Origin of the sequence: Amycolatopsis sp. NPDC049868 (genome assembly GCF_044461365.1) — a bacterium.
Lineage (GTDB): Bacteria > Actinomycetota > Actinomycetes > Mycobacteriales > Pseudonocardiaceae > Amycolatopsis.
On record NZ_JBITKV010000005.1, the window covers coordinates 380,243 to 402,072 of the forward strand.

Annotated in this window: 17 protein-coding genes; 6 read left to right on the plus strand and 11 right to left on the minus strand. The window is 68.6% G+C overall.

Annotated elements, in window-relative coordinates; translation table 11 throughout:
- Positions 1 to 28: 28 nt before the first annotated feature.
- The 4 genes from ACIBTM_RS23395 to ACIBTM_RS23410 are packed head-to-tail and all read right to left on the minus strand — an operon-like array spanning position 29 to position 4,216.
- Positions 29 to 697 (minus strand): FadR/GntR family transcriptional regulator, encoded by a 669-nt coding sequence (locus tag ACIBTM_RS23395; RefSeq protein WP_395879196.1) that lies wholly within the window; start codon positions 695 to 697, stop codon positions 29 to 31.
- On the minus strand, positions 694 to 1,692 hold the full coding sequence (locus ACIBTM_RS23400; RefSeq protein WP_395879197.1) for an ABC transporter permease: 999 nt from the start codon (positions 1,690 to 1,692) through the stop codon (positions 694 to 696). The genes ACIBTM_RS23395 and ACIBTM_RS23400 overlap by 4 nt, the downstream gene beginning before the upstream one ends.
- Complete coding sequence (locus ACIBTM_RS23405) at positions 1,689 to 3,221, minus strand: sugar ABC transporter ATP-binding protein (RefSeq protein ID WP_395879198.1); 1,533 nt, start codon at positions 3,219 to 3,221, stop codon at positions 1,689 to 1,691. The genes ACIBTM_RS23400 and ACIBTM_RS23405 overlap by 4 nt, the downstream gene beginning before the upstream one ends.
- 20 nt (positions 3,222 to 3,241) lie before the next feature.
- Positions 3,242 to 4,216 (minus strand): substrate-binding domain-containing protein, encoded by a 975-nt coding sequence (locus ACIBTM_RS23410; RefSeq protein WP_395879199.1) that lies wholly within the window; start codon positions 4,214 to 4,216, stop codon positions 3,242 to 3,244.
- Between the two features lie 296 nt (positions 4,217 to 4,512).
- Between ACIBTM_RS23410 and ACIBTM_RS23415 the strand changes: the two genes are divergently transcribed.
- A complete protein-coding gene (locus ACIBTM_RS23415) occupies positions 4,513 to 5,640 on the plus strand; it encodes a CapA family protein (protein ID WP_395879200.1) in 1,128 nt (375 codons plus the stop codon).
- Positions 5,641 to 5,698: 58 nt separating this feature from the next.
- On the opposite strand, the gene ACIBTM_RS23420 is transcribed toward ACIBTM_RS23415, so the two are convergent.
- Positions 5,699 to 6,724, minus strand: a complete 1,026-nt coding sequence (locus ACIBTM_RS23420) for a family 2 encapsulin nanocompartment cargo protein polyprenyl transferase (RefSeq protein WP_395879201.1) — start codon at positions 6,722 to 6,724, stop codon at positions 5,699 to 5,701.
- 453 nt (positions 6,725 to 7,177) lie between these two features.
- Here ACIBTM_RS23420 and ACIBTM_RS23425 point away from each other — a divergent pair, with 453 nt between their 5' ends.
- Positions 7,178 to 7,942, plus strand: coding sequence for a hypothetical protein (locus tag ACIBTM_RS23425; protein ID WP_395879202.1), 765 nt, complete (start codon positions 7,178 to 7,180; stop codon positions 7,940 to 7,942).
- Between the two features lie 4 nt (positions 7,943 to 7,946).
- Positions 7,947 to 9,158: a DUF6923 family protein gene (locus ACIBTM_RS23430; RefSeq protein WP_395879203.1), complete on the plus strand. Its 1,212-nt coding sequence runs from the start codon at positions 7,947 to 7,949 to the stop codon at positions 9,156 to 9,158.
- Position 9,159: 1 nt separating this feature from the next.
- On the opposite strand, the gene ACIBTM_RS23435 is transcribed toward ACIBTM_RS23430, so the two are convergent.
- Complete coding sequence (locus ACIBTM_RS23435; RefSeq protein WP_395879204.1) at positions 9,160 to 10,176, minus strand: autoinducer 2 ABC transporter substrate-binding protein; 1,017 nt, start codon at positions 10,174 to 10,176, stop codon at positions 9,160 to 9,162.
- A gap of 269 nt (positions 10,177 to 10,445) precedes the next feature.
- Here ACIBTM_RS23435 and ACIBTM_RS23440 point away from each other — a divergent pair, with 269 nt between their 5' ends.
- Positions 10,446 to 10,874 carry a DUF4396 domain-containing protein gene (locus tag ACIBTM_RS23440; protein WP_395879407.1) on the plus strand — a complete coding sequence of 143 codons (429 nt, stop codon included), beginning with the start codon at positions 10,446 to 10,448 and terminating at the stop codon, positions 10,872 to 10,874.
- A gap of 281 nt (positions 10,875 to 11,155) precedes the next feature.
- On the opposite strand, the gene ACIBTM_RS23445 is transcribed toward ACIBTM_RS23440, so the two are convergent.
- The 4 genes from ACIBTM_RS23445 to ACIBTM_RS23460 all read right to left on the minus strand — a co-directional run bounded on the left by ACIBTM_RS23445 (position 11,156) and on the right by ACIBTM_RS23460 (position 18,320).
- The gene (locus ACIBTM_RS23445; RefSeq protein ID WP_395879205.1) at positions 11,156 to 12,376 is read right to left on the minus strand and encodes a glycoside hydrolase family 88 protein; all 1,221 of its coding nucleotides are present in this window, start codon (positions 12,374 to 12,376) and stop codon (positions 11,156 to 11,158) included.
- A gap of 93 nt (positions 12,377 to 12,469) precedes the next feature.
- Entirely contained in the window at positions 12,470 to 13,855 is a 1,386-nt protein-coding gene (locus ACIBTM_RS23450) for an FAD-binding oxidoreductase (RefSeq protein ID WP_395879206.1), read from the minus strand.
- Positions 13,856 to 14,009: 154 nt separating this feature from the next.
- Positions 14,010 to 15,233, minus strand: a complete 1,224-nt coding sequence (locus ACIBTM_RS23455; protein ID WP_395879207.1) for a hypothetical protein — start codon at positions 15,231 to 15,233, stop codon at positions 14,010 to 14,012.
- A gap of 135 nt (positions 15,234 to 15,368) precedes the next feature.
- On the minus strand, positions 15,369 to 18,320 hold the full coding sequence (locus ACIBTM_RS23460; protein ID WP_395879208.1) for a BTAD domain-containing putative transcriptional regulator: 2,952 nt from the start codon (positions 18,318 to 18,320) through the stop codon (positions 15,369 to 15,371).
- Between the two features lie 144 nt (positions 18,321 to 18,464).
- Here ACIBTM_RS23460 and ACIBTM_RS23465 point away from each other — a divergent pair, with 144 nt between their 5' ends.
- Both ACIBTM_RS23465 and ACIBTM_RS23470 read left to right on the plus strand, forming a co-directional pair.
- Positions 18,465 to 19,121 (plus strand): hypothetical protein, encoded by a 657-nt coding sequence (locus ACIBTM_RS23465; protein WP_395879209.1) that lies wholly within the window; start codon positions 18,465 to 18,467, stop codon positions 19,119 to 19,121.
- Positions 19,122 to 19,164: 43 nt separating this feature from the next.
- On the plus strand, positions 19,165 to 20,736 hold the full coding sequence (locus ACIBTM_RS23470; RefSeq protein WP_395879210.1) for an alkaline phosphatase D family protein: 1,572 nt from the start codon (positions 19,165 to 19,167) through the stop codon (positions 20,734 to 20,736).
- Here the strand turns inward: ACIBTM_RS23470 and ACIBTM_RS23475 are convergent, their stop codons facing one another.
- Complete coding sequence (locus ACIBTM_RS23475) at positions 20,737 to 21,741, minus strand: winged helix-turn-helix domain-containing protein (protein ID WP_395879211.1); 1,005 nt, start codon at positions 21,739 to 21,741, stop codon at positions 20,737 to 20,739. It lies immediately after the preceding gene.
- Between the last annotated feature and the right edge of the window lie 89 nt (positions 21,742 to 21,830).

Consider the following 21,830-nt stretch of genomic DNA (forward strand, 5'->3'; position numbering starts at 1 on the left):
CTTCCAAGCACGCGAGATCCGTCTCTGATCACGTGAGTTCGGCGTTCAAGCACGCGAGATCGTCCGGCTCGGGTGTGACGATGTCCAGTAAGCGCCGCGACGCCGATTCCGCCCCGTCGGCGTCCTTCCCGAGCACCGCGGCCAGGACGTGCGAATGCGCGGACAGCACGTCGTCACCGGGGACCTCGTCCAGCGCCGCCACGACCGGGACGTGCAGGCGCGCGATCAAGGGATTGCCGGACGCGCGCAGCAGGGCCGTGTGGAAGGCGCTGTCGGCCTCCCGGAAAGCGCGGACGTCGGCGGCGTCCCGCATCAACCCGTACGCCGCGACGAGGGCCGCGAGTTCGACCGGGCGGCGATGCCACGCCGCCATCCTCGCGGCCCGCGGTTCGATCGCCCACCGCAGTTCGCGCAGTTCCGCGAGCTGACGGGAGCGTTCGGGGCCATCGGCCCGCCAGGCGATGACGTCCGAATCGATCGCGTCCCACTGTTCCGGCGGCCGCGTCCAGGTGCCGACCCGTGGCCGTGCCGCGACCAAACCCTTGGATTCCAGTACTCGCAACGCTTCCCGTACCACCGTGCGCGACGCGGAGAACCGGCGCCCGATGTCTTCGGGGACGATCTGCCGCCCCACCTCGAAAACCCCGGAAACGATCAGCCTGCCCAGCTCGTCGACGATCCGGGCATGCCGGGTCATACGGGCAGACCGACCCGGCGTTCCCCGCTACGGACCTGCTGGAGCACGACGGCGACGACGAGCAGTGTCCCGGTGGCCATGTTCTGCCAGAAGGGGTTGACGCCGAGGCCGGACATCCCGTTGTTGAGCACGCCCAGGATGATCACCGCCAGCACGGTGCTGACGATGGATCCCTTGCCGCCCTTGAGCATCGTGCCGCCGAGCGCGGCGCCGGTGACGGCCAGCAGTTCGAGCCCTTCGGAGCCGGACGTCGGCTGCCCGGAGCCGGTGCGCGCGGTGATCAGCAGCCCGGCGATCGCCGCGACGACGCCGACCAGGGCGTAGACGCCGATGATGTAGCGGTTGATGTTGATCCCCGCGAGGCGCGCGGCGGTGTCGTTGCCGCCGATGGCGTAGATGTTGCGGCCGATGTCGGTGTAGCGCAACAGGAAGTGCAGCACCGCCGCGACGAGCAGGAACACCCACACCAGCGTCGGCAGTCCCGCGATCGAACCCTTGGCGAGGAAGATGAACAGGTCGTCGGCGCCGGTGTAGCCCTGCGCCTTGCCGTCCGAGATCACCTGCGCGATGCCCTTGTACGTCGCCAGCATCGCCAGCGTCGCGACCACCGGGTTCACCCGGCCGAAGATGATGATCATGCCGTTGACCAGGCCGCACACCACACCGACGCCGATCGCGGCGAGGGTGCCGACCGCGGAACTCCCGGTCGAGGTGAACACCATCGCCGACACCACCGACGCGAGCCCGGCCATCGAACCGACCGAGATATCCAGCGCGCCGAGGATGATCACCAGGGTCTGCACCAGCGACAGCAGGCCCATGATGGTGATCGCGCTGCCGATCAGCAGCAGATTGTTGGTGCGGAAGAAGTTCTCGTTCAGCGAGCTCATCAGGATCACCAGCGCGATCAGGGTGAGCAGCAGGCTCGAGTTCTGCACGCCGATCGCGGTCACCGTCCGGCGGAACGGCGACACCGGTTGGGCGATGGTGGTCACGAGGCGATCTCCTCAGTGTCTTCGGTGGCGGGGATGGCCAGGGTCAGCACGGCTTCTTCGGTCGCGTCGTCCCGGTCGAGGGCGCCGGCGACCCGGCCCGCGCGCAGGACGACGATCCGGTCGGCGAGGGTCAGCACCTCGGGCAGATCCGACGAGATCACCAGCAGCGCGATGCCTTCGGCGGCGAGGCCGTCGATGATCCGGTAGATCTCGGCCTTCGCGCCGACGTCGACACCGCGGGTGGGCTCGTCGAGGATCAGCAGCTTCGGGCGCCGCGCGAGCCAGCGCGCGAGCACTGTCTTCTGCTGGTTGCCGCCGGAGAGCTTGCGGACCTCCTGCTCCATCGACGGCGTCCGCACCCGAAGTTCGCGCACGTATTCGGCGACGAGTTCGCGTTCCTTGGCCCGCCGCACCACCCGGAACCGGCGCAGCCGGTCCAGTACGGCGATGGAGACGTTGTCCCGCACCGATCGCTGCATCAGCAACGCGTCGGTCTTGCGCTCCTCCGGCGCGAACCCGATCCCCGCCTTGACCGCGTCACCGGGAGTGCGGGCACGCAACGGTTTCCCGTCGAGTTCGACGGTTCCCGAGCGCACCGGGAGATCGCCGACGATCGCGTGCGCGAGTTCCGAACGCCCGGCGCCGACCAGCCCGGCGAGGCAGACGACCTCACCGGCGCGGACCTCCAGTGAGATGTCCGTGACGTCGTCGGTGCTGACCCGGTCGAGCCGCAGCACCACGCGGCCGGTCTCCTGCGTGGTCCTTCGCTCCAAAGTGGACAGATCGCGGCCGATCATCATGCGCACCAAGCGGTTCTCGTCGGTGGAGGCGGCGTCCTCGACGCCGATCAGGCCGCCGTCACGCAGTACGGCGACCCGGTCGGCGAGCTGGAAGATCTCCTTCATCCGGTGGGAGACGTAGACGACTGCGACCCCGCTGTCGCGCAGCCGCCGGATCAGCGCGAACAACGCGTCGACCTCGTGCTCGGACAGCGACGACGTCGGCTCGTCGAACGCGATGAGCTTCGGTGGCGACGAGGCGGTGAGCACCCGCAGGATCTCGACCAGCTGGCGTTGCGCGGGCGACAGCCTGTTTCCGAGCGTCTCCGGCCGCAACACCCCTTCGAATCCATACTCCCGCAACGCTTCCTGCGTCATCCGGTGCAGGGTCCGGCGGTTGACCAGCCGTCCCCGCGCGGGCAGTTCGCCGACGAAGACGTTCTCCGCCACCGAAACGTGCGGGATGATCTCCGGCTCCTGGTAGATCACCCGGACCCCGGCGGCCATCGCGGCCCGCGGGCTGTCGAACGTCACCGGAGCGCCGCCGATCAGCAGGTGCCCGTCGTCAGGGCCTTGGTCGCCGGAGAGCACCCGGAGCAGGGTGGACTTGCCGGCGCCGTTCTCGCCCATCAGCGCGAGCACCTCGCCGGGCCGGAAGTCCAGGGTGACGCCGTCGAGCGCGGTCACCCCGGAGAACCGTTTGCTGATCCCTTCGGCGGTCAGCACCGCCGTGGGTTCGGATGTGGCCATGGAACCGCCTCCACGCGGGATCAGATGCAGTTGACGCCGGCCTGCTTGTAGTTGTCCTTGGTGACGATCTGGGTCTTCGCGATCGTCTCCGGGGGAAGCTCCTTGGAGTTCTTCACCTTGTCCACGAGCAGCTGGATCGCCGTGCGGCCGACCTCGGCACCGGAGATGAACAGTGCCGCCTTGTTCCCGGTGTCCTTGCCCGCGGCCCAGTCCTTGCAGGTCAGGTAGGCGCCGAGGCCGACGCCGATGATGTCGGCCGCGGGGACGCCGGAGTTCGCGAGCGCGGTGACGGCGCCGGTCTCGTTCTCGTCGTTGCAGCCCCAGACGACCCAATGCTTGACGCCCGGGTTCGAGCCGATCACCGCGCCGGTGCGGTTCTGAGCGTCGACCGGGGTGTTGTCGGTGCCGACCTCGATCACCGGCACCTGGGCTCCAGCGTCCTTGTCGAAGGCGGCTTTGGCGGCGGTGACGCGGTCGGAGCAGACCGTCAGATCCTGTTTGTAGGCGCTGATGATCTTGGTGTCCGCGGCCGTCCAGCCCGCCGCCTTGAACAGCTTCGCGGCCTCCTTGCCGACCGAGTCGCCCATCTGGGAGCCGTTGAAGCCCACGAACGGCGACTTCGTCCCACCACCGTCCTTGATCACGTCGTCGGAGGCGATGATCGGGATGCCCGCGCTCTTCGCCTTGTCGAGCACCTGCGGGCCGATGGCCTGGTCCGGGACGACGATCGCGATGCCGTTGGCGCCCTGGGCGACCGCGGCGTCGAGTTCGGTGATCGCCTTGTTGGCGTCCTGCCCGAGGTTGACGACCTTGAGCTCGACGCCGAGTTCCTTCGCCTTCTCCTGCGCTCCCTGCGCCTGCTCGACGAAGTACTGCTGGTCGCCCTGTTTCTGCAGGTAGAACAGGGTGACCTTGCCGCTCGCGGGTGCCTGCTGCGGTGGTGCGGCGGCCTCTTTGCCGGAGGAGCAGCCGGTCAGTACGACACCGGCAATCAAACAAGAACCAACAATGCGCCAGGGCAGGGATCTGTGCGAAGCTGTGGACATCGAATGCTCCCAGGGCGAGGCGAAAGAGTGTGACTTGTATTACTAATCACTCTTCCGGGTGACGTCAAGGCGCGATCCGGTCACGACCATCGACTCTGGTCGTACTAATCGCCGGTCGGCAGCGCGAGCGATCCTGTGGAACTTGTCCGAAGTTTGTCCGATCGTTCTTGTTGGCTTTGGTTGAGTGTCGCGCCTACTGCCCGTAAGGCAGGATGGTGGGGACTGTCACCCGATCGAGGGAATCGATGTTCAGCTCCCGCGTCCGTCAGACCGCCGCCCTCCTCGGCGCCGCCGTCCTGCTCTCCGCGTGCAGCGGCACCCCTGGGCAACAGCCGCCGCCCGCCGCGTCCGAAGCGCCGCGCGCGAGCCAGGCGCCGGAAGGGTCGTTCACCGTGGTCGCCACCGGCGACGTGCTGATCCATCCCGCGCTGACCGAGCAGGCGAAGGAGGACGGCGGCGGCAAGATCGACTACCGGCCGCTGCTGGCCGGGATCAAACCGCTGATCTCCGGGGCCGACCTCGGCATCTGCCACCTTGAGACCCCGCTCGCGCCCAAAGGCGGGCCGTACAGCGGTTACCCGTCGTTCAGCGCGCCGCCCGAAATCGTCGACGCGCTCAAGGACACCGGGTACGACAACTGCTCGACGGCGTCGAACCACACGATCGACCAGGGCGTGGACGGCGCGACCCGTACCCTCGACAAGCTCGACGAGGCGGGGATCAAGCACACCGGTTCGGCGCGTTCGGCCGAAGAGGCGAAGAAGCCGCTGATCGTCGACGTCAACGGCGTCAAGGTCGCCCAGATCTCCTTCGCCTACGGGTTCAACGGGATCAAGGTGCCCGCGGGCAAACCCTGGCTGGTCAACCAGATCGACGCCGAAGACGTGATCGCCGAGGCCAAGGCCGCGCGGAAGGCCGGCGCCCAGGTCGTCCTCGCGAGCCTGCACTGGGGCACCGAGTATCAGCACGACCCGACCGCCGAACAGCGCACACTGGCGAAGAAACTCCTCGGCGACGACTCGATCGACCTGATCATCGGCCACCACGCGCACGTCGTGCAGCCCTTCGAGCAGATCAACGGCAAATGGGTCGCCTACGGCCTCGGCAACAGCGTCGCCCGGCATTCGGAGCCGAAGGGCTCGACCGAACAGGGCGCCGCGGCGCGGTTCCGGTTCGTGCGGGACGGCGAACGCTGGAAGGTCGACAAGGCCGAATACGTTCCGACGCTGGTCCAGCTCGGCCCGCCGATCCGGCTGCTCGACCTGACCGCGGGACAGGCCGGGAACGCCGGGGCGGAAGCGCTCAAGGCCACCGACGAGGTCGTTCTCAGCCGCGGTGCCGGCGACCAGGGCTTGACCCGCCCCGGCCGCTGACCTGAGAAGGACAGGGGTGGGCTCGTCCCCGCCCACCCCTGCCTTACCGCGCCCGCCTTCAATATCGTCGCCGCACCACCAGTTTCGCGAGGGCCGCGAGCTCGGCGCCTGGGCGGGGCACCGGGTTCGAGACGGCGAGATGGTGCAGCGCGCCGGTCAGGAGCGCGTCGGCCTGCTCCTGGCTCCACGTCCGGCCGCCCGCCCGTTCCACCAGTTCCGCCGCGTGGGGCAATTCCGCGGCGTCGAGGTTTTCCTTGCGGTACAAGGCATCCAGCTCTCGCCCGGCTTCCGTCCCAGAGTGGAGCGCGGCCACCACCGGCAGGGATTTCTTCCGGTTGGAAAGATCCGAGTGGACCGGTTTCCCGGTCACCGCCGGATCACCCCAGATCCCGAGGAGATCGTCGATGTGCTGGAACGCCAGCCCGAGTGCCCTCCCGTACTCGGTCAGCCGGTCGACCTGATCCTCCCTCCCTTCCCCGGCGAGCGCCCCGAGCGTGCACGACGCCCCGAGCAACGCGCCGGTCTTCCCCTCTGCCATGCGGACGCATTCGGCGGTGTCGACGTCACCGAGTTCCTCGAACTTCAGATCCGCGCTTTGTCCTTCCAGCAGGTCGATCACGGCGGTGCTGAGCACCCGCAGCGCGGTCTGCCCGAAGGGCGACAGCACCTCGAAGGCCCGGCACAGCAGGGCGTCCCCGGCGAGGATCGCCGCGCCGGTGCCGAAAACGGTCCAGGCGGTCGGGCGGTGCCGCCGCGTGGTGTCGGAGTCCATCACGTCGTCGTGCAGCAGGGAGAAGTTGTGCACCAGCTCCACCGCGACGCCCACCGGGACGGCGATTTCGGCGTCACCGCCGACGGCCTGCGCCGACAACAGCGCCAGCGCGGGTCGCAGCGCCTTCCCACTGTCCGAAGTGGACGGACGGCCGTGTTCGTCCCACCAGCCGAAGTGGTAACCGGCGATGAGCCGCATCGACTCGGGCAATCCGTCGACGGCATCACGCAGCGCCGGGTCGAGAAGATTCCGGCTCCAGGTCAGTACTTCCCCAGCGGGCCGGGCGCCGGTATGGGTCTCGATGGTCGTCAACGGACTCCCTTTCAGTCGACCCGGTGAACTGCAGTTTTTCGCAATTCTCGGATACCCATTCGAGTGGGCGGGCGCAACGTCAACATAGCAAGGCGTAATGCCCGGTCAAACAGCTCGATCGGGTTCACGGAGAGGTTCACCTGTTTGCCGGATTGGGCCGGACGCGCGGCCTCATGCGGCCGATCGGGTGTCATCACTGCGCGAAATGCCGGTACGCGGCAAGGTCGGTGACGTCTCGTGGTGGCCGCTCACTCGGTCGTGAAGCCGCGCTCTCCGACCGGTGACGGGCCTTTCCTGCGTGTATCGGAAATTGTTTCGAGTCGTGAGAAATTGGGCCGAGCCGGTGATGATCGACTGGTCTCCGTCCGCCGCTTGTATGAATTGATTCAACCGGTCTTTTCCGTTCGGTGAAGCGTGAACTAGTTTCAGCAGTCTCCGCCTGGAAGGACTCGAATGGGTATTTACCTGACCGGTATCGCCTGGGTCGTCGGTGCCGCGGTCCTCGCGGGATTCATCGGCTACCTCGTCCGCAGGTTCGGCTGGGACGAGGGACGGCCCGACAACAACGACGCCGCCGGCCAGGTGTTCACCATCGTCGGCGGGCTGCACGCCGTCCTGGTGGCGTTCATCCTCATCTCCCTCTTCGACTCCGCGAGTGCGGCGCGCGAAGGCTCGTATCACGAGGCGGACAGCCTGGTCGCCGCCGTCTGGGCCGCCGATTCACTGGGGCCCGAGGTCAAGGACGAGGTGCGGAAGCTCAGCGCCGAGTACGTCACCACGGTCGAGCGGAAGGAATGGCCGCTGATGGCCGAGGGGCAGACGAGCATCCCCGATCTCGGCTGGACGCAGCTCGACCGGTTGCGCAAGGCGGTGGACAAGGCCCCGTCGGACGATGATTGGCTCCGCGAGCGCAAGGCCGAGGCGTCCACCCAGCTTTGGCAGGTCTACGAGGCGCGGCAGGATCGGCTCAACGCGGTCGCCGGTTCCCGGGTCGGCGGCGTCGTCTGGTTCGCGCTCATTCTCGGCAGCCTCGTCTCGGCGCTGTTGCCCAACCTGTTCGGCGGTACCCGGCTGGCCGCGCATCTGGTGATCGTGTCCACTCTGGCCGGCACGGTCACGTTGCTGTTGTTCGCGATCTACCAGTTGCAGAACCCGTTCGGCGGTGGCGTGCGGATACCTCCGGACGCCTTCACCGCCGCGCTGGCGAGGATCTCTTGAGCCGGTGAGCACTGTGGACGGGGTGACCCGGACGGCGGCGACGGTGGCCGTCGCCGGGCTGGTGGGCGCGTCGGCGCTCCTGGCGCCGATGGCCGCGCGGGCCGCCGAGTCCTGTCTGGTGGTGCAGGCGGAGACCGGGTCGTACGGGAAGTCGAAGCTGCGCTGGCTCGACGTCGGCTCGGGCACCACGTCACGGGTGACCGAACCGGGCTACCGGCTCAACGCGCTCGGCTACTCCGCGACACGGAACCTGGTCTTCGGTGTCGCCGAAGGACTCAGCCGGGGCGCGCACGCGGTGACGATCGATCGAGACGGGAAGACCCTGGACCTCGGCCCGATCACCCGCGCCGGGAACCGGCTGCCGCTGTGGAGTCCCGTCGCGGGGGTGACCGCCGGCGCGATCGGCGGGAATTCCTGGTACCTGCTCAGGAATGGCACACTGTACACAGTGGACTTGACGCCGGGAGAGCGGTACCTGCGAGTGATCGCGACGGTGTTCCTGCGGCCGATCACGCTCGCCCACGACGTCAACGATTTCGCGTACCACAACGGACTGCTCTACGGCGTTTCCACCACCTGGCGCGGAAAGGGCGCCGTGATCACGATCGACCCGGAGTCCGGAAAGGTCCGTGAAGCCGAAGACGCGCGTTTCCCGCCCGCCGACGTCTACGGCTCGGTCGTGCTCGGCCGCGACGGTGCGCTGTACGCCACGGCGAACCGGATCGGCGGGCGCAGCGTGCTCTACCGCCTGGACCGGAGCGGACAGGTGACCGTGGTGCTTTCGGGACCGCCGCTGGCGGGTTCGGACGCCGCGGGCTGTCTCACCGCGCCCGAGCCGCCGAAACCGGAACCGCCCAAGCCCGAACCGCCCAAGCCTGAACCACCCAAGCCGACGCCGACACCCACGCCTTCTCCTACATCTACGCCGCCGTCGCCCAGTCCGTCTTCTTCGCCGAGCCCGACGCCGACTTCCTCGCCGTCGCCCTCGCCGTCGTCGAGCCCGGCGCCCACTTCCGCTCCCCAGGTGGTGCCGCCGCCGTCCGTTTCCGTGCCGAAGCCGTCTCGTTCGGCGTCGCCAAGGGAGCGGAAGAAGGAGGAGGCGGCGGCGGTGGATTCGCACGCCCGCACGAAGGAGAAGCGGCGCTGGGGGCTGACCGCGCTGGTCCTGATCCTCGGCGGTGGCGCGGCGGCCGGTGCCGTCCGGCGGGCCCGATGAGTCAGTACTTGAACTGGTCCACGTTCTCGCGCGTGATCAGGAGCGGATCGCCCAGCAGCAGCGTCTTCGTGTCCTTCTCGTACTTGATCGCGGGGAGTTCGAGGTTGACCTTGTTCGACGGGCCGGGCTGTTTGCCCTCGGCGATCTGCTTGCCTGCCCAGGCGGTGAGGTAGCCGAGCGATTCCACGTTCCACAGCACCGAGAGCGACGCGGAACCGTCCAGCAGGTACGGCTTGATCGCCTGGGGTGTCCCGACGCCGACGGTGAAGACGCGGCCGATCTTCTGCTGCGAGCGGACCGCTTCGGCGACGCCGGGCGCGGACGTCGTGCATTCGCCGACCAGGCCGGTGAGGTCCGGGTACTTGGTCATCAGCTGTTTGGCCAGCGCGGCGGCGTTGTCCTTGTCCTCGCCGGCGTAGACCGTCTCGACGAGCTGGGCATGGGGGTACGCGGTAGCGGTATACGCACGTTGGACGGCGATCCACGCGTTGAGGTTCTCGGCGGTCTCGCCACAGGAGACGATCGCGTACTTGCCTGCGTTCCCCATCTTCTTCATCAGCGCGTCGGTGAGCGCCTTGCCGACGCCGTCCGGGGTCGCCTGATTGACGAAGAGTTCGCGATCGGTGCCGGGCGCGTCGGTGTCCGAAGTGATCACGTGGACGCCCTTGGCCCGCGCGTCGGTGATCGCGGGCGCGATCGCCCTGGGGTCGTTCGGCGCGATCGCGATGACGTCAACCCGCTGGTCGACGAGGTTGCGCACGATCGAGACCTGCGCCGCGGGATCCACTGTGACCGGACCGGTCGAGGTCCATTCGACACCGAGCTGCTTGGCCGCGGCCTGCCCGCCGGTGTTCATCGCCTCGAAGTACGGGATACCCGCGACCTTCGGCACGAACGCGATCCGGATCGGCTTGGCCGCCGTTTCCGCCGGTTCTTCGCCTTCGCAGCCCGCCAGTCCGAACACCATGCTCAAAGCGAGCACAGTGGCAACGACGAGCGTCTTCGTCGGCCCTCGCATCTCCACCCCATAGTCACGGAACCATCTGAACCAGCCGTTCGGTCTACGCGCGGTGGAGACCTCCGGCGAAACTAGGGCTCTCCGGTTACCCCGGTCAACCGGATGAGCGCAAAGGGTTACGGAAGTGAGTTCATCGACCTGGGCCGATTACCCAGTCGGCCCTCGGGGGTGACGGTGAGCGACCATGTGTCGCGACTCGTCGCGCGCTTAATACGGGTAGGGGGTATGGTGCCCGCATGGACGGCACACGGCACGGAGCAAGCTGGTCGATGGCGGCGTCGGCGACCCTGCACTGCCTCACCGGCTGTGCGATCGGTGAGGTACTCGGCATGGTCGTCGGCACGGCGCTCGGTCTCGGCAACCTGGCGACGATCGTCCTCGCGGTGGCGCTCGCCTTCGTCTTCGGCTACGCGCTGACCATGCGCGGCGTCCTGAAATCGGGCCTGCGGTTCGGTGCCGCGCTCAAGGTGGCTCTGGCCGCCGACACCGTGTCGATCGCGGTCATGGAGATCGTCGACAACGCGGTCATGCTGGTGGTGCCGGGCGCCATGGAGGCCGGGCTCGGGAGCCTGCTGTTCTGGGGTGCGCTGGCGTTCTCGCTGGCTGTCGCGTTCGTGCTGACGGTGCCGGTGAACAAGTGGATGATCGGGCGCGGGCTGGGGCACGCGAAGGTCCACGCGCACCACAGTGGTCACTGAGCACTCAGGGGTCGTGAGCCGGGTTGTACATGAAGGCCCCCTTCCTGTACCTAGGCGCAAGGATGGGGGCCTTCATGTACTTGGGATGGTGTGAAGGTCGAGTTTCCTCGGCTGAGCCGAGGGAAGGGGGCCTTCACGGACCCGGCCCGCGACCCGGTCGAAAACCTTACAGATAAGTATCAAACTGCTAGGAACGGTCCTTTCCTGGCAAATTTTGCAAGGAAAGGACCGTTCCTGGCACGCGCGGAGGTGTGCGGGCGGTCGCGAGAAGCCCGTCCGGTTCAGCCGCTCGACAGATCGATGGCCTGGTCGATCTCCTGGGGCATCAGCACCCGCAGAATGCCCTCCAGCAGGTAGTAGTCGCCGTAGGGCAACGAAACCTCGACGCCGTCCTCGGCCCGGCGGTTGCGCGTGCCCCGCGCCACGATCGCCTCGGCGCGTGTGGATTTCGTGGTCAGGCACGTGTCGCACAACGCGGTGAGGATCCGGATCGCCGCCTCGCGGTAGTGCGGCCGGTTCGCGACCTTCGCCAGGTCGAGCAGGCCGCACGCCATCACGGCGCCGGCGGAGGAGTCCTTGATGTCGTGCGGCGCCTGCGGTGCGAGGTAATCCCACACGGGCACGTTGTCCGGAGTCAACGCGCGCAGCGCGAAGTCGGCCAGGCGTTGCGCGGTCCGCAGGAACAGCGGGTCGCCTGAGCGCCGGTACATCGTGGTGAATCCGTAGATCCCCCAAGCCTGGCCGCGGGACCAGCAGGACGTCGGGCTGTAGCCCTGCACGGTGTTCGGACCGATCTCGGTGCCGGTGTCCGGATCGAAGTCGAACACGTGCGGCGTCGAACCGTCGGGGCGCACGAAAACCCGCTCGGTGGTCTTCGCGTGGGAGACGGCGATGTCGAGGTACTTCGGGTCTCCGGTCTGCTTGCTCGCGAAGGTCAGCAGGTCCAGGTTCATCATCGTGTCGATGATGACCCGGCCCGCGTTGCCCGGGGTGCCGAGCGCGCCCCATGCCCGGATGAACCGCCCTTTTTCGTTGTAGCGCTGGATGAGCGACGCGGCGGCGTTGAGCGCGCCGGTGCGCCACTTCTCGTCGCCGGTGAGCCGCCAGCCGGTCACCCACGACGGGTAGAAGAGGAATCCGAGGTCGTGGTCCCGTGTCTCGTATTGGCGTGGCGCGAGCTTTTCCGCCGACGCCATGGCGAGCGTGCGGAATAGCGGATCACCGCTGTGGATCGAGGCGAGCCACAAAGTGCCCGGCCAGAATCCGCCGATCCAGCCACCGTTCTGCGAATAGGTCCATTTCTCGAATCGAGTGATCTCCGGAAAGGCCGTGACGCCGGGTGCGACGGCTCGCAGCTTGGCCACCGCGTAATCGGCCGTTCGGCGGAAAGTCCTTAGCCTGTCGGCTTCTTCCCCGGCCGCACTGGCGGCCGGGGTGATCGTCGTCGCCGCGACGGCGGCACCGGCCGCGGTGGTCAAGAGGGTTCGCCGGGAAACGCTCACAATGCCCGCCATTCGTCAGTGGGAATGCGTCACGGGAGTTTCGCACGACGATTACGGACTTGTGAAGTCCATTCATGGTTGTGAATAAATGCGTCACTCAGCGGGACGGATGTTCGCGTTGTACCGGAACACGTTGTCCGGGTCGTACACGGCCTTGATGGCGGCCAGCCGCGCGTACTTCGCCGCGCCGAACGCCGTGCGCACGCGATCTTCGTCGTATTCGTTCATGAAGTTCAGATAGCCGCCGTGGTTGCTGGAATGCGGCAGGAGTTCTTCCCACAGTGCCCGCACCCAGACCCGGTCGGCGGCCAGGAGTTCCGGTGCCGGCGCGGTCGCCGCGAGGCCGATGACGAAACCGGGCGTCCGCGGCCCGCCGAACGCGGTCGCGTCGTCGGGCACCGTCGAGAACGTGTCCTGCAGCGGCACGATCGGCATCACGGTCGTCGGCGACGCCTTGTCCGGCAGGCGCGCGGCGATCACGTCGATGACCTTTTCGGACAGTGAGGAGACGTAAAGCGACTTCTCGTAGGCGAGGATGCCCCGTGGCGCTGTCGGGTCGAGCAGCTTCTGGAGATCCACGTACGGCATCGGCGTGACCAGGTCGAACGCCGCGGGCAGCCCGCCCCGGATCCGCTCGACGAGCCTGGCGTGCCGCTCGGGGCCGTCGAAGCCGGCGACGACCAGCGCGAGCCCCGGCGCGAAGTGATGCTCCGGCGGGACGAACGGCGCGGGCGGCGCGGTGATCCCGACGATCATGGAACCGGTGCCCGGCGGAAGGGTCGCGATGACGTCCTTCGCGAAACGCATCGCGCCGGGCGCGTCGGCCAGCGTCCAGAAGAACAGCCCGACCTCGGCGAGGCCGACCCGGTGCAGCCGGAACTCGAATTCCGTGACCACGCCGAAGTTCCCGCCACCGCCGCGCAAGGCCCAGAACAGGTCCGGATGCTCCGCTTCGGAGGCTCGCAGGATCCGGCCGTCGGCCGTCACGACCTCCGCCGAAAGCAGATTGTCGATCGTGAGCCCGTGTTTCGCCGTCAGCCAGCCGAAACCGCCACCGAGGGTGAGGCCGCCGACGCCGGTGTCGCTCACCGTGCCGCCGACCGTCGCGAGCCCGTACCGCTGGGTCGTTTCGTCGACGTCGGCCCAGACGGCGCCGCCCCCGACCAGCGCGGTGCGGGCGCCGGGATCGACGGTGATCCGGCGCAGCCCGCCGAGGTCGATCACCAGGCCGTCGTCGACCACGGCGGAACCGCTGAAACTGTGCCCGCCGCCGCGCACGGTGATTTCGAGGCCCCTTTCGCGGCCGAAGGCCAGCGCGGTGACGACGTCTTCGCGCGTGGCGCATTCGGCGACCACTGCCGGGCGCCGGTCGATGTCGCCGTTCCACACGGCGCGGGCGGCGTCGTAGCCCGGATCGGCGGCGGTGACCACCCTGCCGGAAAGTTTTTCGCGCAGCGTGGCCGTTTCGTGCGTGTTCATGGGACCCCCTCAGGTCGTGGCTACCGCAAGTCTCGATGGCGGAAGCCCCGGCTCAAGGTCCTCACGAGCGGAAGAAAGGGCGGACGAAAGGGCGGACGAAAGGGCGAAGGCCCGGCGCTATGGGGTACGCCGGGCCTTCGCGATCAGGAGTGCGTCAGCACTTGGGTGCCACCGGCAGGTCCGATCCGGTCTGCAGGTAGGTGTCGGAGATGTAGTGCCCCGGGCCGATCCGGTCCCAGATGTTGCTGGTGCCGAATTTGCCGGTGACGGTCTCGCCCTCGACGTAGCATTCGATGTTGACCTTCGCGTAGTTCGCCGCGAGGCCCTTGATCGCCGCCGAGGTGCTCGCCGACGCGCGGACGTTCATCGGGTCGCCCGCCGTGCTGACGACGCCGGTCGGGCCGGAGCCGGTCCACAGGTAGGAGACGTTGACCCAGCCGTTGTCGGTCATCTTCAGGCCGTCCCAGAAGGTGCCGTCCGCGAGGTCGATACCCGCCGGATTGGCCACCCTGCGGCCGAACTCGTCCTTGCCGCCGTTGTAGCCGTCCTGGTACGCCGCCTGCGCCTCGGGCTTGCCCTGCGGCAGGTCCTTCCACATCTGACGGGTGGCCGACGGGTTCCAGTAGTCGTCCTTGGTGTTCCACGGGCCGACGTCCCACACCGGCGCGTATTCGCAGCGGCTGTTGTCGGTGCGGCAGATGCGGACGGTGTAGTTGCCGGTGTTCTTGGGCGCCAGGCCGCGGCCCGAGGGGAGCGCGACGAAGTGGTCGCGGGATTTGATCACGTGCCCGTTGGCGGTGGTGCCGCCCACGAGGCCTTCGCGGGTGCCGTAGACCTTGTACGTCAGCGGGGCCGCCGCCGCGCCGATCGCGTTGACCTGCGGGCTGAGATCACCCTGGAGGGTGACGTCGCTGACCTTCGCGGTCACGCCGTCCTTCACCGTACGCAGTCCGATGCGGACCTGGACCGTGGAGACCGAAGCGGACAGCTGGGCGGCGCCGCCTTCGGCAGGCGTCCATTCGGTCCAGTCGTTGGCGTTGAGCTTGCCGCGGACGTCGACCTCGACCTCGGTGCCCTTCGGCGCGTCGGCGGTCACCTGGGCGGTGACGCGGTTGACCTGTTTCCCGAGCTGCCGCTCGGCCAGCAGGAGGTAACCCTGGCTGCCGATGGAGTCGGGTTTTCTGTGCCAGGCGGCGTTTTCCAGGCTCAGTACTCCGCCGTCGCTGCGGACGTTGACGTCATCGCCGTCCACAGTGGACAGGTCGGCGCGCCAGCTTCCTTCGGGCGCGGCGTTCGCGGGGCTGGCGGCGAGCGCGGTGACCGCCCCCATGGCCAGCACGGCCGCCATCACCCGGCGGGCCTTCACGGTCCGGACCATTCCGGTCTCCCTTCGAGCACTCTCGGTTGCTACGAAGGGAGCTTCGCCGGGGGCTGTACACGATCGATACAAACGCAAGTCGGCACCTGATCGCGGTGCGTGAACACCGCGATCAGGTGCCGAAAGGCGAAAAGGTCAGGCGCTCGCGGAGTCGTTGTAGGACGCTTCGGCCGACTCCTGAAGGCGCGAAGCGAGAGCGGATTCCTGTGGCCGCGCGGAGAGTTCCCGCCACAACGCCAGCGCGCGTTCCGAATAGGTCCGCGATCGCTCTGGCTGGCTCAGCGCTTCGTGCAGTTCCCCGAGCAACTGCGACACCTCGGCCTCGGACCGGCGGTCCCCGTTGCGCCGGTGCACGCTCAGCGAATTGACCAGCAGCAGTTGCGCGTGCGCCAGGTCGCCGCTGTGCAGGTACAGCTCGCCGAGATTCTGGTTCGCGTAGCCGACGCAGTGGTCGTCGCCGAGCTCGTTGAAGATGGCGATGGCGCGGTCGACCCCCTCCCGCGCGCCCGCGAGGTCGCCCTGATGCTGCCGGAGCATCGCGAGCCGCTTCAACGCGTGCGCCTCCCGATGCCGGTCCCCGATCCGGGCGGACTGTTCGAGCGCTTCGGTGAACCAGCGTTCCGCTTCGGCGAACCGGTGTCGCGCCAGCCACACCGCGCCGATCGCGATCCGCGCGACGGCCTCGCCGTGCGGGTCACCGGCCGCCGAGAACTGGTCGAGCGCCGCGTGACAATGCTCCATCGCGACGGTGATCTCGCCCTTGATCCGCAGCACGGTGCCGAGCCCGGCCAGCGCGATCGCCGCGCCCTGCGCGTCGCCGACCTTGTCGAACAGCAGTTGCGACTGCTCGAAGGCGACCAGGGCTTCGGCGTAGCTGTCCTGGTACAGCTGGATCTGCCCGAGGTTGCGCTGGATGATCGCCTCGCCGCGGATCTCGCCGGACCGGCGGGCGGCGGCCAGTGCGACGGCGTGCGTGTGCAGCCAGTCGTCCTGGTGGCCGCGCTGGTCGAAGTACGGCGCCAGCGCGGCGGCGAGCCGCCAGGCCAGCGAGTCGAAGCCGAGGTCGGCGGCCAGCGAGACGGCGGCGACACAGGTATGCCGCTCGGCGGCGAACCACGCGGCCGGATCCTCGATCAGGTGCGCGGTTCCCCGAGGGAGGGCGGGCTGGGCCGCGGTGTCGTCCCGGTAGAGGCCGAAGAAGTGGATCGGCAGCCGGTCCGCGGACTCGAGCGCGAGCGCGAGGTAGCCCTCCAACACCCGTTTCGTGGCGTCGTGCGCCTTCGCCGGGATGTCCTGCGCGCGGAGTTCGAGGGCGTAACACCGCAACAGGTCGTGCAGGCGGTAGCGAGGCTCGCCGGCGGTGTCCGAGCCGCTGAGCTCGACCAGATGAGCGTCCACCAGCACGTCGAGGACGTCGTCCCCGTGCTCGCGGCCGAGCAGGGCCGCGACCACCCAGCCGGGGAACTGCACCGAGCCGAGCCCGCCGAGGCCACGGAACGCGGTCGCCGCGGACATGGGCAGGAGGTCGTAGCTGAGGGTGACACTCGCGCGCACGGCGAGATCGCCGACGCGGAGTTCGTCCAATCTTCGTCTTTCGTCCCGCAGCCGGTCCGCCAGCACGCGCAACGTCCAGCCCGGCCGGTGCGTCAGCTTCGCCCCGGCGACCCGGATCGCCAGCGGGAGATACCCGCAGTGACGCAGGATCGCGGTCGCGCACTCCGGTTCCGCGGCGACCCTCTCGGTACCGACGATGCCTTCGAGCAGCTTCGCGGCCTCGGCCTCGGGCAGGAGTTCGACGTCGACCGGGGTGGCCCCGGCCAGATCCGGCATCCGGATCCGGCTGGTGATCAGCACCGCGCACGAACCCGCGCCGGGCAGCAGTGGCCGGACCTGCGCCGCGCTGCCGGCGTCGTCGAGGACCACGCACATCCGCATGGTCGCCAGCCGGGACCGCAGCAGCGCCGCGCGTTCGGGAAGATCACGCGGCAGTCCCGCGTCGGGGACGCCCAGCGCGCGGAGCAGCTCGGCGAGCACGGTCATCGGGGGCCGGGGCGAAGACGACGTCCCGGCGAGGTCGACGTGCAGCTGGCCGTCCGGGAAGTCGTCGCGGACGGCGTGCGCCACCCGGATCGCGACGGAGGACTTGCCGATCCCCGGCGCCCCCGAAAGCACCGCGATCGCCGGTTTCCCCTGTTCGCGGCGCTCGCGGAAGAGGCCGACGAGCTCGCCGACCACGTCGTCGCGGCCGGTGAAGTCCGGCAGGTCCAGCGGAAGCTGGCAGACCGGCGCCATCGGCCGGGTGAGAGCGGCGGACACCGCGTCCTGGGCCGCGGACGGCGTGAGGACCAGCGAGGCCCGTAGTTCCCTCAGCCGCGCGCCCGGTCCGGTGCCGAGCTCCTCGGCCAGCACCTTCTCGGCCGTTTCGTAGGCCTCTATCGCGTCGGCCGTGCGACCGTCCGCCCGCAGCGCGACGATCAGCTGCTGCCAGAGCTCCTCGCGCAGGGGATGCTCGGTGACCAGGCCGCGCAGTTCGGCGACGGCCTCGGCGGTCCGGCCGAGTTCGATCCTCGCCCGCAGCCGCTGTTCCTGCACCGCCAGCCGCAGTTCCGACAGCCGTGCCACGGTCGCGCCCCAGCCGTGGTCGTGGGGGAGACCTTCGAGTACTTCTCCACGCCACAGCGCTTCGGCTTGATCCAGCAGGCCGAGAGCGGTTTCGGCTTCGCCGCCGCCGAGCGCGTCCTGCGCGCGGGCGGCCAATTCGCCGAAGCGGATGTGGTCGATCTCCTCCGGCGTGGCCTTGAGGATGTATCCGGACGCCCGGCTCCCGATGCGTTCCCCGAGCGCGGGGTCGTGGTCGGCGAGGCGTTTGCGGAGTGAATGGACGTAGGTGCGGATGTTCGCGGCCGCCGAACGGGGAGCCGACGAAGGCCACAGGACCTCGATCAGTAGTTCGGTGGAGACGACGACGTTGGGCTGGAGCAGGAGAGCGGCCAGCAGCAGACGTGGTTTGGGGCCGCCGAGCGGCACCACCTGCCCGTCCACCGCCACTTCGAGCGGACCGAGAACGCGAAACCCGAGAATAGTCACCTAAACCGCCAATACGGCAGGAGCCCCATATCTGTCGATAATATTGCCGTCCCGCCATGGTTGGCTAGATCCATTTGCATGCATGTGCAGACGGCCGGCCGGCGTTTGTACGTGATGTGTACGACGCCGGTCGACGCTGCAGCCATGAAGCGTTCAAGTGTCCGGCGGCTCGCCGGTTTCTTTCTCGTGCTGGTGACGGCGGGCGCCTTGGGCCTCGCCGGAGCCACTCCCGCACTGGCCGCGGCCACCGGGACGGTGAAGACGGCGGGTGATCCGCTGAACGTCCGCCGCGCCCCGAGCACCTCCTCGACGGCGGTGCGCACGGTGGCCAACGGCGCCACGGTGACCATCGACTGCCAGACGATCGGGACCTCGGTCGCCGGCCCGCTGGGCACGACGACGTTGTGGGACTACGTTCCCGCGCTCGGCGGCTACATCTCCGACAGCTACGTCTACACCGGTTCCGATCAGCGGATCGCCCCCGACTGCGGGGTCGGTTCCGGCAGCGCCGAATGTTCCACCGGCGTCTGCGCGGGTGAGGGGCAGTTCCGTTCATCGGATGCTCATTTCCTCGTCTACGACAAGGACGCCGACGGCAAGTCCGCCGTGGTCGCGTACTGGCTGAAGGGCGGCGCCGGCCCGTTCTACGTCTGGGCCTCCGGCGGCAACGGCACCCACGTCGACAAGGCCGTGCCGGTCGCGAAGGGGTCGTGGGTCTATTACAAGGTCTGCGTCGCCAACGCCGCCGCCAATCCGACGCTCGAAGCCTGCAGCAGCGGCATCACCGATTACGCCGCGTGAAATCCCTCCCCGTTCTTTCCCCACTTCGAAAGGTTGAATTTTCATGGGCCAGGTGAATCGGCGGGCGGTACTCCTCGGTGGGGCCGCGGCGGTTTCGGCGGCGGCGCTGTCGTCGACGGTGCCTTCGTGGGCGAACGCGAGAACGCTGGCGGCGGCGCCCGCCATCCATGATCCGTTCCAGCTCGGTGTCGCCTCGGGTGACCCGCTGCCGGACAGTGTCGTGCTGTGGACGCGGCTCGCTCCCGCCCCGCTGAACCCCGACGGTTTCGGCGGTATGCCGGACGCTTCGTACACAGTGGACTGGGAGCTCGCGAACGACCAGGCGTTCTCGTCGATCGTGCAGCGGGGCACCGCGACCGCGGCCCGCGCCTCCGGGCACAGCGTGCACATCGAACCGGCGGGCCTCGAGCCGGGACGTGAATACTTCTACCGGTTCAAGACCAGCGGCTACATCTCGCCGGTCGGCCGGACCAGGACCGCTCCCGCCGCCGGTGCCGCGGTGAACCAGCTGAAGTACTGCTTCTCCTCTTGTCAGCACTGGGAGGAAGGCTGGTACCACTCGTACAAGGGCATGCTCGCCGACAACCCGGAACTGGTGCTGTTCCTCGGTGACTACATGTACGAGCGGAAGTCCGGCCGCGCCGCGGCCGAGCTGAATCCGCGCAGACTGGCCTTCACCGAGGACGTCACGACACTCGCCCAGTACCGCGCCCGGCACGCCCAGCACAAGACCGACGCCGACCTGCAGAACGCGCACGCGATGGCGCCGTGGATCGTGGTCTTCGACGACCACGAGGTGATGAACAACTGGAACGGCACCGCCAGCCCCGCGACGGCCGAGCGCAAGGCCGCCGGATTCCAGGCCTTCTACGAGAACATGCCGATCCGGTCCACCGCCAAGCCGAGCGGCTCGACCATCCGCCTGTACCGGCAGTTCGGCTGGGGCAACCTCGCGCGGTTCCACATGCTCGACACCCGGCAGTACCGCAACGCGCAGGTGCCCGACCCCTCCGGGGACGCCGGGCCGTCCTGCACCGATATGCGGTCGACGTCGCGCAGCATCCTCGGCACGACGCAGGAAGCGTGGCTGCTGAAGGCGCTGGAGACGCAACCGGCGAAGTGGGACTTCCTCGGCCAGCAGGTCTTCTTCGCCACCCGTGACGGCGACGGCAACAAGGCGACGTGCGAAAGCCCTGATTCCTGGCAGGGCTACGAGGCCTCGCGCGACCGGATCGCGAAGGGCATCGTTGACCGCAAGGTGCCGAACCCGATCGTGCTGACCGGCGACGTCCACCGGCACTGGGCGGCCGATCTGCGCCGCGACTACTTCAACCACAGCGACCCGGTGTTCGGTTCGGAACTCGTGACGACCTCGGTGACGAGCAACAGCGACACCGCGACCGACCCGTCGTCGACCTGGCTGTCGAACAACCCGCACATCAAGTACTGCCGGGGAAAGCGTGGCTACGTCCGGGTGACGGCGTCGCAAACGCAGATGCGGGCGGACTTCATGACGGTTTCGGACACCAGCGAGTACGACTTCTCGAAGGTGACCCTGGCCGCGGACCGTTCGTACGTCGTCGAGGCAGGCAAGCCGGGGCTTCAGCGGGTCTAGTCAGGAGAGCAGGTCCACCAGCGCGTCACCGCGAGGAGTCCGGACCACGAGGACGACCTGGCCCTCGCGGTGCCGCTGGATCAAACCCGCCGAAACGAGCTGTTCGCAGTGGTAGGTCGCGGTGCTCGCGGCGCATGACAGCAGATTCGCGATCTCGCCCATCCGGGCGGGTTTTCCCAGGTGCCGCAACAGTTTCGCGCGGTGGGCGCCGACCACCAGGTCGAGCCCGTCGATACCGGGAGCCGGTTCGGGCCTGCCGTTGTCGAGCACCCCGTCGAGCCCCGGCAGCGGATAGCCGATCCAGATGGCGTCCTCTTCGTCGAAGTTGGACACCACCGAGCGGCTGCCCGCGAGCATCGGGACGAGGATCAGCTTGCGGCCGCGGGTGGTGTAGCGCGCCGGTTCGGCGTCGGGCAGCAGGAGACACCCGTTGCTGAACCGGAAATGGGGCCGTAGCAGGCCGAGCACCGCGTCCGTCCCGCCGCGGACGGAGGCGACGCCGATACGTTCGATCTCGCGGTCGAGCAGGGGGCGGGCCTTGGTCCAGAGATTTTCGGTCGCCAGCCTGGTCGCGGTGAAGGCGTCCGCGAGCGAGGCGACCCAGCGTCTCGGATGGTCGGCGGCCTGCCGCCACTGCGCGGGCAACCGGTCGCCGAAGACCTCTTCCAGGCCTTTCAGGACGTCGGATTCCGACAGTTCGCGCAGCATCTCCGCCTGGGCGGCGGCGGACGAGTCCGCACCGGGGCTGATCGGGACGATGAAGTCCGGCTGCACCGAGGTGCCGCGGCGGGCGAGCGCGCTCGCCGCGCGGTATCCCTGCTCGGGGATCGCCGAGCCCACCTGACGGCGGCAGGCGGCGGGCAGTCCGCGGTCGTACCCGCCGACGACCTCGACGAGCATCGAAACCAACGAGATGTGCGGTGAAACCGTCACACCGACCGGAATCGTGCTGGTGTCACCGAGTTCGAGCCGGGTATAAGAAGCCGGGGGCGGCGTCTCGCGCATCCGGTCGTCCCTCCTGGGAGTGGGCGTCGCAGCACGCGATGTTAGCGCCTCCGGTCAATACCCGGCACCCGCCCCGAAAACGACCGAAG